The organism is Aliidiomarina sedimenti (assembly GCF_003986955.1).
Lineage (GTDB): Bacteria > Pseudomonadota > Gammaproteobacteria > Enterobacterales > Alteromonadaceae > Aliidiomarina > Aliidiomarina sedimenti.
In genome coordinates, this window is sequence record NZ_PIPN01000001.1 from 390,275 (window position 1) to 403,247 (window position 12,973).

13 protein-coding genes are annotated in these 12,973 nt (G+C 50.8%); 5 read left to right on the forward strand and 8 right to left on the reverse strand.

Annotation, left to right across the window (positions count from 1 at the left end; translation table 11 throughout):
• Positions 1-31: 31 nt before the first annotated feature.
• The 5 genes from CWE12_RS01855 to ccoN form a co-directional block, all read right to left on the reverse strand.
• Positions 32-553 carry a FixH family protein gene (locus CWE12_RS01855; RefSeq protein WP_126787936.1) on the reverse strand — a complete coding sequence of 174 codons (522 nt, stop codon included), beginning with the start codon at positions 551-553 and terminating at the stop codon, positions 32-34.
• A 109-nt stretch (positions 554-662) separates the two neighbouring features.
• On the reverse strand, positions 663-1,610 hold the full coding sequence (ccoP, locus tag CWE12_RS01860) for a cytochrome-c oxidase, cbb3-type subunit III (RefSeq protein ID WP_126787938.1): 948 nt from the start codon (positions 1,608-1,610) through the stop codon (positions 663-665).
• Positions 1,603-1,794, reverse strand: a complete 192-nt coding sequence (locus tag CWE12_RS01865; RefSeq protein WP_126787939.1) for a cbb3-type cytochrome oxidase subunit 3 — start codon at positions 1,792-1,794, stop codon at positions 1,603-1,605. Before CWE12_RS01865 ends, ccoP begins: the two co-directional genes overlap by 8 nt.
• A 5-nt stretch (positions 1,795-1,799) precedes the next feature.
• The gene (gene ccoO, locus CWE12_RS01870; protein ID WP_126787941.1) at positions 1,800-2,408 is read right to left on the reverse strand and encodes a cytochrome-c oxidase, cbb3-type subunit II; all 609 of its coding nucleotides are present in this window, start codon (positions 2,406-2,408) and stop codon (positions 1,800-1,802) included.
• 14 nt (positions 2,409-2,422) lie between these two features.
• On the reverse strand, positions 2,423-3,859 hold the full coding sequence (gene ccoN / locus CWE12_RS01875; RefSeq protein ID WP_126787943.1) for a cytochrome-c oxidase, cbb3-type subunit I: 1,437 nt from the start codon (positions 3,857-3,859) through the stop codon (positions 2,423-2,425).
• A gap of 150 nt (positions 3,860-4,009) precedes the next feature.
• Here ccoN and CWE12_RS01880 point away from each other — a divergent pair, with 150 nt between their 5' ends.
• Complete coding sequence (locus CWE12_RS01880) at positions 4,010-4,465, forward strand: hypothetical protein (RefSeq protein ID WP_126787945.1); 456 nt, start codon at positions 4,010-4,012, stop codon at positions 4,463-4,465.
• Positions 4,466-4,467: 2 nt separating this feature from the next.
• Here CWE12_RS01880 and CWE12_RS01885 read toward each other — a convergent pair whose 3' ends face one another.
• Positions 4,468-6,105: a methyl-accepting chemotaxis protein gene (locus tag CWE12_RS01885; RefSeq protein ID WP_126787947.1), complete on the reverse strand. Its 1,638-nt coding sequence runs from the start codon at positions 6,103-6,105 to the stop codon at positions 4,468-4,470.
• Positions 6,106-6,301: 196 nt separating this feature from the next.
• On the opposite strand from CWE12_RS01885, the gene CWE12_RS01890 reads away from it, so the two are divergent.
• The 3 genes from CWE12_RS01890 to CWE12_RS01900 all read left to right on the forward strand — a co-directional run bounded on the left by CWE12_RS01890 (position 6,302) and on the right by CWE12_RS01900 (position 8,911).
• Complete coding sequence (locus CWE12_RS01890) at positions 6,302-7,195, forward strand: substrate-binding periplasmic protein (RefSeq protein ID WP_126787949.1); 894 nt, start codon at positions 6,302-6,304, stop codon at positions 7,193-7,195.
• A gap of 139 nt (positions 7,196-7,334) precedes the next feature.
• On the forward strand, positions 7,335-7,853 hold the full coding sequence (locus tag CWE12_RS01895) for a fasciclin domain-containing protein (protein ID WP_241984107.1): 519 nt from the start codon (positions 7,335-7,337) through the stop codon (positions 7,851-7,853).
• Between the two features lie 206 nt (positions 7,854-8,059).
• On the forward strand, positions 8,060-8,911 hold the full coding sequence (locus tag CWE12_RS01900) for a MaoC/PaaZ C-terminal domain-containing protein (RefSeq protein ID WP_126787951.1): 852 nt from the start codon (positions 8,060-8,062) through the stop codon (positions 8,909-8,911).
• Positions 8,912-8,962: 51 nt separating this feature from the next.
• Here CWE12_RS01900 and CWE12_RS01905 read toward each other — a convergent pair whose 3' ends face one another.
• Both CWE12_RS01905 and CWE12_RS01910 read right to left on the reverse strand, forming a co-directional pair.
• Positions 8,963-9,955: a serine hydrolase domain-containing protein gene (locus tag CWE12_RS01905; RefSeq protein WP_198675663.1), complete on the reverse strand. Its 993-nt coding sequence runs from the start codon at positions 9,953-9,955 to the stop codon at positions 8,963-8,965.
• 110 nt (positions 9,956-10,065) lie between these two features.
• Positions 10,066-10,821, reverse strand: a complete 756-nt coding sequence (locus CWE12_RS01910; RefSeq protein ID WP_157981906.1) for a MipA/OmpV family protein — start codon at positions 10,819-10,821, stop codon at positions 10,066-10,068.
• Positions 10,822-10,978: 157 nt separating this feature from the next.
• Here CWE12_RS01910 and CWE12_RS01915 point away from each other — a divergent pair, with 157 nt between their 5' ends.
• Positions 10,979-12,904 carry a Lon protease family protein gene (locus tag CWE12_RS01915; RefSeq protein WP_241984108.1) on the forward strand — a complete coding sequence of 642 codons (1,926 nt, stop codon included), beginning with the start codon at positions 10,979-10,981 and terminating at the stop codon, positions 12,902-12,904.
• Positions 12,905-12,973: the final 69 nt, after the last annotated feature.

A 12,973-nucleotide genomic window follows, 5' to 3' on the forward strand; every position in this document is an offset into this window, starting at 1 on the left:
GTTACCTTAGTGTGCCTGGGACTTCATGACCTTAAACACCGTAGTTTTCAGGTGCCAGGGTAAAGTTTTCTTCCTGGGGCAGTTGAATGTTGTCACTAACGCGCCATTCTTCATCGAAGGGCTCGATAATTATCCGCCAGTGACCGGAAATCTCCCGTGGCAGTTCCGCGCGGTACCAGCCATCCCCAGCGTGCGGTACGCGTAGCTCGAAGTCTTTTTCATCCAGCGTTGGATGATACATAACGACATGCAAAGCGGCTCGTTGCTGAGGTTCATACTCGGTAAAGCGGAACATTAACTGACGCTCACTGATACTGACATCAAACGCAATTCCGAGCTCTTCAGCACGGGCGACTTTGGTCAGCTGGAGGTTTATGGTGCGACCTTCTTTGTAGTAGTCGTCGATAACCATAGAGGCGGGGTTATTATAAATAAGCCAGCCGGTGTAGAAACAGGCACTGATAACGGCAACCTTAGCCCCAATGATCCACCAAACCCAAAAATGTTTGTACCACGGGGTGTTCTCTGCTGATGGTTGGATGGACGATTGCATAGTAGTAGACCTCACCGTTAAGTGCCGGGCAGGGACCGTATCGCCTTGCCAAGCGTATAAAAAAGCCCCGTTGTCGGGGCTTTCCTTAGCACTAAATCCTTGTTTTGACTTAGTTATTTAAACTGTAAATATAACCTGAAAGAATCTGAACTTTGTCTTCGCCGAGAATACTATCCCAGCGTGGCATAACACCGTTGCGACCATGGCGCAGGGTTTCTTCGACGGCTCGTTGTGAGCCTCCGTACAACCATACGTTATTGGTCAGGTCAGGTGCCCCCATTGCTGGAGTGCCTTTGCCATCCATGCCATGACAGGCAGCACAGACTGCGAACTGAGTTTCACCGGCGCGAGCCAGCTCCCGGTCCACATTGCGGCCACTCAGACTCAGTACATAGGCAGCCATTTCGCGAATGCCTTGTTCACCAAGTTGCTCACCAAATGCAGGCATCGCTGCTTCACGCCCGCCCATGATGGTGGTTTTGATATCAGCAGGGTTGTGGCCCCAGTTGAAAACACCATCGGTCAGGTTGGGGAAGCCAATTCCGCCACGCGCATCGGAACCATGACACTGAGCACAGTTTTGCAGGAACAAACGTTGGCCTATGCGCAATGCTTCACTGTCATCGGCAATGTCTTCAATGCTCATACTGGCATATTGCGCAAAGATAGGGCCATAGACGTCTTCAGCACGGGCACGCTCGCGGTCGTACTGTACAATCTGACCGTCTTCAATGGCTTGCAAACGCGCTTGTTCAGACTCTTCCAGTGAACGCACATCCTGGTTGGAACTCGACCAGCCCAGCAAGCCCTGGAAGTTACCCAGGCCAGGGTAGAGCGCCAGGTAGAGGAACGCCCATCCCAGACAGATCCAGAATAAGTATGTCCACCACTTGGGCAGCGGGTTGTTGAGTTCAGAAATACCATCGAACTCGTGGCCCATGTTATCGCCTTCAGCTACATCCGTGTAGTTCTTCATGTTCCAGCGCAGCAGCACGATCAACGCTATCAGGTGACCTATGGTCAGAACAATAATCCATCCGCTCCAGAAGCTACTCATCGCTCTTTGACTCCCGTTTCTGGTTTTGACCTTTGTCGTCGGCTTTTTCGTCTTCTTCGAAGATCGAGTTGGCGTCGTGGTCAAATTTATCTTTGTTTTTACTGCTGTAAGCCCACAGGATGACAATAATAATCACCGCAAAGACTAACAGTGTGTAATACGCATTAAATGTTGGACCGCCCATAGTGATTACCTAAGTGCTGTGCCTAAGGACTGCAAGTACGCAATCAAGGCTTCAATTTCTGTATGTCCCTGAACATCTGTCTGCGCATTTTCGATATCTTCATCCGTGTAAGGCACCCCAAAACGGCGGAAGATTTCCATTTTCTGTGCGGTCAGGGCGCCATCTAAGGTGCGCTCAGCCAGCCACGGATAACCAGGCATGTTTGATTCAGGAACCACTGCACGCGGGTCCATCAGGTGAACATAGTGCCATTCGTCCGAGTAGCGGCCGCCAACACGGGCCAGGTCAGGTCCGGTTCGCTTCGAGCCCCACAAAAACGGATGCTCCCAGACGGACTCACCCGCGACTGAATAATGACCGTAACGTTCTGTTTCTGCACGAAAAGGACGAATCATCTGGCTGTGGCAGCCAACGCAGCCTTCGCGAATATAGATGTCACGACCTTCCAGCTCCAGTGCGGTATACGGGCGCAGGTTCTTTACTGGTTCATTGACCTGATCCTGAAATAACAGGGGAGTAATTTCCACCAGACCACCGATGGAAATTGCAATGATCGACAATATCGCAAACCAGCCTACGTGTTTTTCTACTAATTCATGTTTGTTTTTCTTCATGATTCAGCGACTCCTTAAACTGATTGTGCAGCTGGCAGTGGCTCGCTTGCGCGAACTTTATCACTGCGAATTGTCTTGTAGGTGTTAAATGCCATCAGCAACATACCAGCGACGACAAACACACCACCTAAGAAACGCACGAAATAGAACGGGTACGAGGCTTCCAGGCTTTCCACAAAGCTGTAGGTCAGGGTGCCGTCAGAGTTCACCGCACGCCACATCAGACCCTGCATAACACCGGAAATCCACATTGCAACGATGTACAGAACCACACCAATGGTATGTAGCCAGAAGTGGGTGTTAATCATTTTCACGCTGTACATACGGTCACGGTCAAAAAGTACCGGAATTAGATGGTAGATAGCGCCAATACTGATCATGGCTACCCAGCCTAACGCGCCTGAGTGAACGTGACCTATGGTCCAGTCCGTGTAGTGCGACAGGGCGTTCACCGACTTAATCGCCATCATCGGGCCTTCGAAGGTCGACATGCCATAGAAGGACAGGGAGACGATCAGGAAGCGCAGAATCGGGTCGGTGCGCAGCTTATGCCAGGCGCCAGACAGGGTCATAATACCGTTGATCATACCACCCCAGGACGGCACAAACAGAACCACAGACATCACCATACCAACTGACTGAGCCCAGTCAGGTAGCGCAGTGTAATGAAGGTGGTGAGGACCTGCCCAGATGTAGATTGAAATCAGTGCCCAGAAATGGACGACCGACAAACGGTAGGAGTAAACCGGACGCTCTGCCTGCTTCGGCACGAAGTAATACATCATACCGAGGAAGCCAGCAGTCAGCAGGAAGCCTACGGCATTGTGCCCGTACCACCACTGCATCATTGCATCGACCGCCCCCGAGTAGATCGAGTACGACTTGGTAAAGGACACTGGAATAGCCAGGTTATTACCAATGTGAAGCATCGCCACGGCGATAATAAATGCGCCATAGAACCAGTTCGCCACGTAAATATGTGAGGTACGGCGAATGGCCAGGGTTCCGAAAAATACAATCAGAAAAGCAATCCAGACCACAGCGATCAGAATAGAGACCGGCCATTCCAGCTCGGCGTATTCTTTACTGGTAGTCATTCCCAGTGGCAGGGTAATAACCGCAGCCACGATAACAGCCTGCCAACCCCAGAAGGTAAACGCAGCCAGTTTGTCGGAAAAGAGTCTGACCTGACAGGTTTTTTGCACCACATAATAGGCGGTAGCAAATAACGCACTGGTACCAAACGCAAAAATAACCGCATTGGTATGCAGTGGGCGCAGGCGAGAGTAGGTCAGATACGGAATGTCAAAATTGAGGGCAGGCCACACTAGCTGTGCTGCAATCAGCACGCCGACGGCCATCCCTACAATCCCCCAAATGATGGTCATAACAGTGAACTGCTTGACCACTTTAAAATTATATTCAGTGTTCTGTGGAATAGTTTGGCTCATCACTTAATAGTCCGATACCGTTAAAAAACAGCGCCATTTTACGGTTTTTACAGCCGGAAATATAGCGCTAAAGGGTGAAATAATGATTTCTATCAATATGCTGAGTAGTATATAGGCAATCTTTTGCCTGCAACTCAGTGAGTTAACCCCATGTTGCCGATTTCTCTAATTAAATCATTACTTTTACTTATGCTTGGCGGTGCTGCTTTAGTAGCCTGTACCCCGCAAGAGCAGACCGATGTTAGCAAAAACCCCTTCTGCGCACAGCCCTCCGAGTTGGATAACCACTGCTTATTTGAGCCAGGTCAGGGTATTGCTTTGTGGTTAGTCAGCAGTGACGTCGATATGCCGATTGAACGGGGCATAAAAATCAGCCTGGTAAGCAATGATCCGGTTGAGATCCTGCACAGCGAAATTCGTGGTTTAAGCATGTACATGGGCCGACTGCCAGTTAGCTGGGAGCAAGCTGAAAATGGATTATGGTATGCGGATATACTGTTAGGCGCCTGCACGGATCCGAAGATGGTCTGGGAACTGCGGCTGGAGGTAGCACACGCAGGGCAGTCTTACTCCCTGCGTGTGCCATTTACGTCGTATATTCCCTAGCGTTATTCAGTTCTGAAACGGCGTACCAGTTTGCTAAGTTCCGCACTACTGCTATTTAACGATTCGCTTAAATCACGCAGCGACACATTGTTGCTTTCATTATTTGATGACAGATCACTAATATCGGTGACGTTTTCGTTGACCTCCATAGTGACCCGGCTCTGTTCGTCAGTGGCGTTGGCTATCTGTATGTTCATGGCCGAAATATTTTCCACTGCACGACGAATTTCGGCGATAGCGTTTTCGGCCTCTGCCGCTTCATCGCGGGTGTCGTGAGACGCCTGCTGCACATCATAGATAACGGTCGAAACATCCTTAATCGATTTTTGAATGGTCTGCACCAGGTCATTAATTTCCTGGGTCGAGGCCTGAGTACGCGTTGCCAGCGTACGTACCTCATCAGCCACGACTGCAAAGCCACGACCAGCTTCGCCAGCCCGGGCCGCCTCGATCGCCGCATTCAGTGCCAGCAGATTGGTCTGCTCGGCAATATTCACGATCACACTTAAAATATTACCGATCTTGTCAGAGCCTTTTTGCAGAGTTTCTGCCTGTTCCGCCGCGGTATGCAGCTGTTTAGCCAGTTTCCCGACATTGCTCACCGAGGAGTGAACAATAGTGGCCGAGCGTTCGGCTTCTTTGTCAGCTTCGTTAGCAGATTCGGCCGCATCACGGGCATGACTAGCCACTTCACTGGCGGAGGATGACAGCTCAGTGATTGCGGTGGCGACGGAATTGGTTTGCGTGGCTAATCGACCGCTCAGCTCAGAACTGGAAACCGTCAGCTCGCGTAATCGGTTGGCTGCTTCCTGTTCGTGTTCCGCACTTTCCTGAACCGATTTAACCAGTGCCTGAATTTTACCAACGAAATTGTTGAAGCTGCGGGCTAGCCGCGCTATCTCATCATTGCCGCTGTCGTCCAGGCGGTGGGTGAGGTCACCTTCACCTTCAGCAATATCATCCATGGCTGCAATGGTGGTACGTAGCGGTTTGACGATACTGCGAATAATAACCAGGAACAGCAGTAACAGGGGGACCGATAAAAGCAGCGCAAACATCGCCAGGCGCCAGAACTGGGCCCATAGCTGGCTTGCGACATCATTTATATATACACCACTGCCAAGAACCCAGTCCCATTGGTCAAAGGTCCGCACACGCGTGATCTTAGGACCAAGCTCAGAACTGTTGGGCAATTCCCAGATGTAGTTTACTGTCGCGCGCTCCTGATTTTCGGTGCGCTCCAGCATCAGTCGGAATAACTGAGTGCCATTGGAGTCGGAAAAGTTCAGTACGTTGCGCCCGCGCTGGCCGGAGAAGGGGTGCTGTATCAATACACCGGCCCGGTTTAGGGTGAAGACGTATTCCTGGCCTTCGTAACGAATTTGGTCAAGTCGCTCAATGGCGCCTTGCTGGGCTTCTGTTTCCGTCATTTCACCGTCGCGGAAACGATTGTAGTAGTCCTCGACAATTGTCATCGAGGCATCATTGAGTGCATCCAGTTTCTGCTGTTCACCATCAATAATGACAGTGCGCAAATTAAACAGCATGAAGGTAACCATTAACACGGTGCCCGTTGCCGCTATTACCAGTAGCAGCAGCAAACGGACACTGATGGGCATTCTCTGTAACCATTGGTTCATATACAACTTCCCTCTATAATCCCTGAACATTTACCCCGATCTGTTGTTTTGTAGTTTTCGTACGTGACAGTTGTTACTGTCTTATTAGTATTTGTCGGGGAAACTACGACTATCATCATACGCAAAAGCGACTGCAAGTACAGTTAAGAAAAAACTAATAATAAAGGTTTTTTGAGTCTAAAAAGGAATAAGTTAGATGCCTGATATAATTAAAAATCAGATCCGCTGTGCGTTGCTGGCGACCACGCTGTTCACGCTGAGCGCTTGTGGTGAGAATGCACAGCAGCCATCCGTTTCCGAGGCAGCCGATAGCGCAAGCTATTTCAGCGACGCCAGGGAAACCGGGCAGGGCAGATTGAAAGTTCTGTATGTTCCCGCCCCGGGGTTCGCGTATGAGAATGAAGAAGGCCAACTGAGCGGCGTTAGCATTGCTATTATGAACGACTTTAAAGCCTGGTTTGAGCGCTACCATGGCGTTCGTTTGCAACTGGACTTTGTCGCCGAAAATGACTGGAGCCAGATGTATCAGCGGGTCGCTAATGGCAACGGTGGTGTCTTTGGGCTGGGCAATGTCACCATTACTGAGCAGCGTCGTGAGCAGGTCGCTTTCTCGCCGGCGTATCTGCACAATGTGGCGGTACTGATAACCCCGGACGATGTTGAAACCGTCGAAGATGATCAAGGTCTGGCCGCTGCGCTGGCTGACTTACAGCCGGTGGCCTTTGCCGGCACCTTGCATGAAGTGCGGGTCGGCGAACTACGTGACCAGCTTCAAGGTGATACGCCGTTGCAACGGGTAGATACCAACCAGGCGGTTATCGATCAGGTGGTCAACGGCCATTACAGCTACATCGACGCCTATAACTATCATCGCGCCATAGAGCAGGGGGTTGCTATTCGCCATCACCCTGCCTTTAGTATCGAAGGCGAGCGCTTCGGGATTATTATGCCCAAAGATAACGACTGGCAGACGTTACTAACTGCATTTTTTGCCGCCGAAGGTGGTTACCTGAAAACCGGGCGATACCAACAAGTGCTGCAGGAGCATTTAGGTGACGAAGTGGCAGCGACCTTGTTAAAGGCGCAGTAAACCGATCATTTGCTTTCTTAACAGGGTTTGAATCAAATCCTGCACCTGTGTAAAGGCTGGGTAAATAACGTGCAATAACAAGTCTGTTCTTCAGATTGATGCGTAAACATGTATGAATCAACAACACGAGGAACGACCGATGTTAAATACAAAACTGAATACTAAACTAGCCACTATGGCTGCCGTTGTAAGCATGAGCGTATCCTTCGGTGCGTTAGCAAATCATCATGGTGACCATGATAAAAGTGAATACGATATCGTTAAAGTTGCTCAGCATGACGAGCGTTTTTCCACCTTTGTAACGGCTCTTGAAGCAGCCGGAATGAGCGACGCGCTGGACAAAGACGGTAGTTATACGGTGTTTGCACCGACCAATGATGCCTTTGCGGCGCTACCGGAAGGTACCCTGGATGCTTTACTCGACGATACCGACCAACTGCGTACGATACTGAGCTATCACGTGGTGGCCGATGAAATAGCAAGTAGCGACGTGCCTGAAGAGCAAACCGCGATCGAGACCATTAATGGTGGTCAGCTTCAGGTTCAGGCCAGCTATGGTAACGTCATGGTTAACACCGCGACTGTGGTACATGCTGACATCGAAGCCAGTAACGGCGTCATTCACGGCATTGATGCAGTGATTGTACCGGCCGAATAAAGCGGGCGATGCGGCAAACGACGTGCTTCACTAAAAAACCAGCCTTTCATGGCTGGTTTTTTTTATGCCCTTCAGCGGTTGCAAAAACCTGGTAAAGACGAAGTGATGAGTTCATACCAGTGTAAAATAATGCGCTTCCAAATACTGCATTTGCTACAATACGCAGGTGCCAAGCCTGTGGCACTGGTTAGAAAGGAGTTCCATTCATGCAGCAATCTGCTTTGCCCCCATTGCCAGGTATGCTGGTTCGCGCGTTGCCCACCATAGTTCGCTCAGGCAAGATTGCAGACGACCTGACAGCGATTGAAGCACAGTTTAGCCTGGACGCTATCCGCCCCGCGCACTTAGCCGACTATAAAAGCCAGTTCCCTGGCCTCGTTAGTGCCTACCCGTTGACGTATTTTTACCTGCTGGCACAGCGTGCCCACTTAGCGGCGATGCTTGATAAACGCTTCCCATGGCCCATTCTGGGAATGGTACACGTTGCCAACCGAATGGAGTGGCTGGGAACCTTAAAGCCAGAACAAGGCTTTGTGATTAATGTCCGTATAGAATTACCTGCCAGGGCTTCAACCCGAAAGCGGGTGCGCCCGGTCTACATTGTCGATTTTACTCAGAATGGACATACGATTTTACGCTGCGAGAGTACCTACCAGGTTGGAACTGGTGGTAAAACGCCCGCAAACCGTCGGGTTCGCGCGGAGTCACTCGATTTGAGCCTCTGGCAGCAACTGGATATCTGGCAGTTAAATGCATCGCTTGGTCGACGCTATGCGCGCTTATCCGGTGATTACAACCCAATTCATATCCACCCCTGGTTATCCCGCTGGTTCGGCTTTAATCTGCCGATTATTCACGGTATGTATTCAGTGGCGAGGATGCAGGCGGATCTTGAAAAGCAGTTTCAGAGTCAGGTAACCAGCATGGACGTTACCTTCAAACGGCCTTTGGAACTGCCCAATACCGCAGTTTCACACATCCAGAAGGACAGCGGCCGTTTAATGGTAAGTGACGGGCAGGGCGCGAAGACGTTCCTGGAAGGCACCTTTCATCTCTAGCGGTGCTATTTAGCCGCCAGGGATGAATACAAGCCATCTATTTTTCGCTGATTATCTGTCGCTGAAACGCGGCAGAATATGCGCTTCAACAAAACGGTGCTGGCGGTTAATGTAACCACCCTGAGATGGCGGCGTTGGATCAGATGTCATCACAATACTCAGCTTGTACGCCGGTATAACATACAGTAGTTGCCCGCCATAACCTCGTCCGTAAAACGCCTCGACGTCATTAAACTGGTACGAAAACCAGCCAAGACCATAGGGGTCATCGGTATAAACTGAGTTGGTTCGCGGCTGGAAACTTTGCTCAATCCAATTTTCACTCACCACCTGTTGTCCGTTTGCCATCCCCAGGTTGACATACAGCTGGCCGATCCAGGCCAGACCGCGCGCCGAGATACGCATGTCATTGCCGCCAAAGTAAATGCCTTCGGGGCTTTGTAGCCATGGGTAGATACGAATATTCAATGGACTGCCGACCCAGCCACGCATCAGTTGCAACAGGCTACGTCCGGTTTGCTCAGTTAGAATAGCCGCCAGAATATGACTGTTACCGGTCGAGTAGAGCATATCGCCGCCCGGTTCATCCACCATCGGGCGGGTCAGTGCATACTGGGTCCAGTTGTCGCTGTTCACCCAGGTTCCGTAATTGCGACCCGATGTACGTTGTAAACCAGACTGCATGCTGAGCAAATGTTCGACCTGAATCTGATTTAAATCAGCAGGTGTTTGTGCCGGCTGATGACGACCAAGCAATTCTGAGATTGGCTGGTTGAGCTCGAAGTATCCTTTATCAATAGCAATGCCCGCGAGCAGTGAAAGGATCGACTTAGACAGCGATTTAATATTTGCAGCCTCTGCTGGCTCGGGTCCGGCCTGATGATGCTCGAGCACAATCTCGCCGTCCTGAATGACAACCAGGTTATGCAAACGGGACAGAGCGTTTAAGTCGTCTTCATAACTGGCCATGAGCGGAGTGCTGAAAATTAGCATCCAGCCAACAACAAAGAGTGGAGCTCGAATTGGTCGCGTATTTAGTGCCATATATTCAGTTCCTCTCAATTCTACTCTAGAATACCGTATTTAACATAATATACATTATGCGAAGTCATATAACTAGCGCAATAAGGCCGGTCAGAGCCGGCACGCTGGTTTTAGAAACTGTATGAAACAGCCAGTATCGCGGTGCTGATATAGCGTCCGTCAGCCATTGGGCTGTTCGCAATCTTACTCGACAAGCGTGACGCGCTTATCGCGCCGAACAGATTCCATCGTTCGTCAATCCGATAATAGCCACTCAGACGCAGATTCGGATTAAAGGCATCCTGGCTGCCATATTCGGCAAGACCACTGCGCTCAGCTTCGGTTGCAGACACACCATAGTAATAGTCGGTGTAACCGCTGCTGATATAGGAGACACCAATAGACGGGCTTAACTGCCATTTACGTGGGTTGGGCGACAACGGATAGGCATAACTTGCACTCAAGCGATGGCCATTCCCCCGAATGTCATGCCCGGCACGGGCATCAAAGACTCCAAACGGGGTACTGAACTGGTAATCTAAAGCAAGTTCAGCGGAAAACGAACGACTATCGAGCAGCCTCATTTGCGGGTCGCGACTGTCATTCGGACGGAATCGGAATGGCGCGCCGGTAACGACCACAGCCCACTGGTGTGGAGAGCGTCGACTAGCCTGGTTTAACCGGTAGCCAAGTTCGAGGCCGCGAAAATAGAGCCGCTCGCCTTCATAGCCAACCACCGGAATGACAAAGTTATCACGGTCAACACCGCGATAGCTGGCGTCTGAGCTGATGCCCCCTGCCCCTAAATTCCATTGCGCCTGAGTTGACGAGACAACTAACAGAGTGGCGATTGCAGACAGTCTTACGGCTGTTTTTTTGATCTTCATTGTAATTTTAAATCCTATGCTACGGGCCATCGCTTCCATAATTTACGAAGCGGGGAATAAAAAGTTCAGTATAACCAGCTAATTTTACTGTGGTTCAATTTGTTGAACCCGGTAGCTTGCCGTATCATTGCGGCAACAGAATTACTTAGGAACATTTGTGACCAAGCTACCTATCGAACAACTACGCGCGCAAGCCGGGCGATGGATGCAACAACGACCAAGCCGGGTAACCGCAGACATGCTGGTTGGCCAGCAACGTGCTTTACAGGCAATCGCTCAGGCACAGGCTGTACCCGGGCATTATGCCCATGTGTTCGCGATTGTTCCTGCCGGCTGCGAGCCCGAAGCCATGTTTAGTGCGGTTGCCGAGCAACAGCAATGGCCCGCCCACGATCTGCACGACTGGGTTTATGTGGTAAATCCAGTCGATGAAACCCAACCGATATGTCTCCACTTGCCTGCTGGCAGTGCCAGAGCTGTCGTTGAACGTTTATGGGCGCTGCTTGATACTGAACCGGATAATCGTGCGCCACTTCTGGACAGTCTACAAGCGCAGTTTAACTGGCCGCCATTGAATCGTTATTTGCAGAGTATCAGCGACAAGAAGTTTGAAGATCTGCCGGGCAATGAACTGGCCAATATTGTCGTTACCCAGGACAGCAAGGTCGCCTGGCATTACTGTCCGCGCGTAACTGAGGCCGATTTGTTCGGTGAAATCCGCTTGCAGACGATCTCCGGGACCGTCAGTAGCGAACTGCATTTGATACAGCCCGGCGCCCTGCTGAAAGCGAACGGCGGCACGCTGGTGATTGATGCAGAACAGTTATTACGCCAGGGCGATTACTGGCAACGCCTGAAATACATTCTTAAACGCGGGGAATTTAGCTGGCAGCTACCTGAACAAGGGGCATTTTATGCGCCTCAGCCGGTGCCTGTTCATCTGAAGGTTATTCTTGCTGGTAGCCGCGCCCTACTCGCCCAGTTGCGCGATCTGGACGCTGACTTTGCCAATCTGTTCCCTTACCTGGCGGATTTCACAGATCATTACCCAGCGCAACTAAGCCCGGTGGCTAACTACTTCCAGTATTTAAGTTACCTTCAGCAACGGGTTGAACATCGTCCGTTAACAGACGACGGCATGCATCGTTTGCTGACATTGTCCTCCAGCTTTACCGAGCATCAGGAGGAACTGAGTCTGGATACCTTGCGTTTGATCCAGTTACTGCAGGAAGCTGACGCTATTGCAGCCAGTGAGCACGAATCACGAATTAATACCGACCACTTGCTGCAGGCGGTGAGTAACGATCAGCAACGTGAGCACTATCTGGCAGAAATGAGCCGCCAGGCAATGCTCGAAAACCAGGTCAAAATTGAAACCAAAGGTGAAGTGGTCGGGCAAATAAACGGTCTGACGGTTGTTACCATGGGCGGCAGTGAATTCGGTGAGCCTTCACGTATTACCGCGACGGTTCACTATGGGGACGGTGATATCATCGATATTGAACGCAAGTCCGAGTTAAGCGGCAATATCCACACCAAAGGTGTGATGATTCTGATGGCGTACCTCGCCAACCTGTTTGCCGGCAAAGATCCCATGCCACTGTCAGCCACGCTGGTATTCGAGCAATCGTACCATGAAGTGGATGGTGACAGCGCGTCACTGGCTGAGTTGTGCTGTCTGGTATCGGCATTGTCTGATACCCCGGTGCGTCAGGCACTGGCAGTTACCGGCGCAATTGACCAGTTTGGCAACGTGCAGGCTATTGGGGGAGTAAACGAGAAAATTGAAGGCTTCTATCGCCTCTGTAAACAACGCGGCTTCAGCAAGGATCAGGGGGTGATAATTCCGCGCTCGAACCAGGTTAACCTGCATTTGTCAGATGAACTGGTTGAGTCGGTGGCGGCCGGTGAATTTTCGGTGCACGTTGTTGAACATGTCAGCGAAGCCTTTGATCTGTTGATGCAATGCCCTTGTGGTAACGCCACCGACAGCACCAAAGACACCTTGTTTGGACGAATAAACAAGCGCATCCGGCAAGCCCAGCATCAGGAAATAATTCGCCGCTGGTGGCAGTTTTGGTAATAAAATTCACTGCTCAGAGTTGTGTAGCTTACACATGTACGCTAGATTAGCGCCAGATTTACTGACCAT

Excerpts from the sequence above, each read along its gene's own strand:
- CWE12_RS01905 (WP_198675663.1), bottom strand. The coding sequence starts at position 9,955 with ATGGCACTAAATACGCGACCAATTCGAGCTCCACTCTTTGTTGTTGGC.
- ccoN (WP_126787943.1), bottom strand. The coding sequence starts at position 3,859 with ATGAGCCAAACTATTCCACAGAACACTGAATATAATTTTAAAGTGGTC.
- CWE12_RS01880 (WP_126787945.1), top strand. The coding sequence starts at position 4,010 with ATGTTGCCGATTTCTCTAATTAAATCATTACTTTTACTTATGCTTGGC.
- CWE12_RS01890 (WP_126787949.1), top strand. The coding sequence starts at position 6,302 with ATGCCTGATATAATTAAAAATCAGATCCGCTGTGCGTTGCTGGCGACC.
- CWE12_RS01885 (WP_126787947.1), bottom strand. The coding sequence starts at position 6,105 with ATGAACCAATGGTTACAGAGAATGCCCATCAGTGTCCGTTTGCTGCTG.
- CWE12_RS01910 (WP_157981906.1), bottom strand. The coding sequence starts at position 10,821 with ATGAAGATCAAAAAAACAGCCGTAAGACTGTCTGCAATCGCCACTCTG.
- CWE12_RS01855 (WP_126787936.1), bottom strand. The coding sequence starts at position 553 with ATGCAATCGTCCATCCAACCATCAGCAGAGAACACCCCGTGGTACAAA.
- ccoP (WP_126787938.1), bottom strand. The coding sequence starts at position 1,610 with ATGAGTAGCTTCTGGAGCGGATGGATTATTGTTCTGACCATAGGTCAC.
- CWE12_RS01865 (WP_126787939.1), bottom strand. The coding sequence starts at position 1,794 with ATGGGCGGTCCAACATTTAATGCGTATTACACACTGTTAGTCTTTGCG.
- ccoO (WP_126787941.1), bottom strand. The coding sequence starts at position 2,408 with ATGAAGAAAAACAAACATGAATTAGTAGAAAAACACGTAGGCTGGTTT.
- CWE12_RS01900 (WP_126787951.1), top strand. The coding sequence starts at position 8,060 with ATGCAGCAATCTGCTTTGCCCCCATTGCCAGGTATGCTGGTTCGCGCG.
- CWE12_RS01895 (WP_241984107.1), top strand. The coding sequence starts at position 7,335 with ATGTTAAATACAAAACTGAATACTAAACTAGCCACTATGGCTGCCGTT.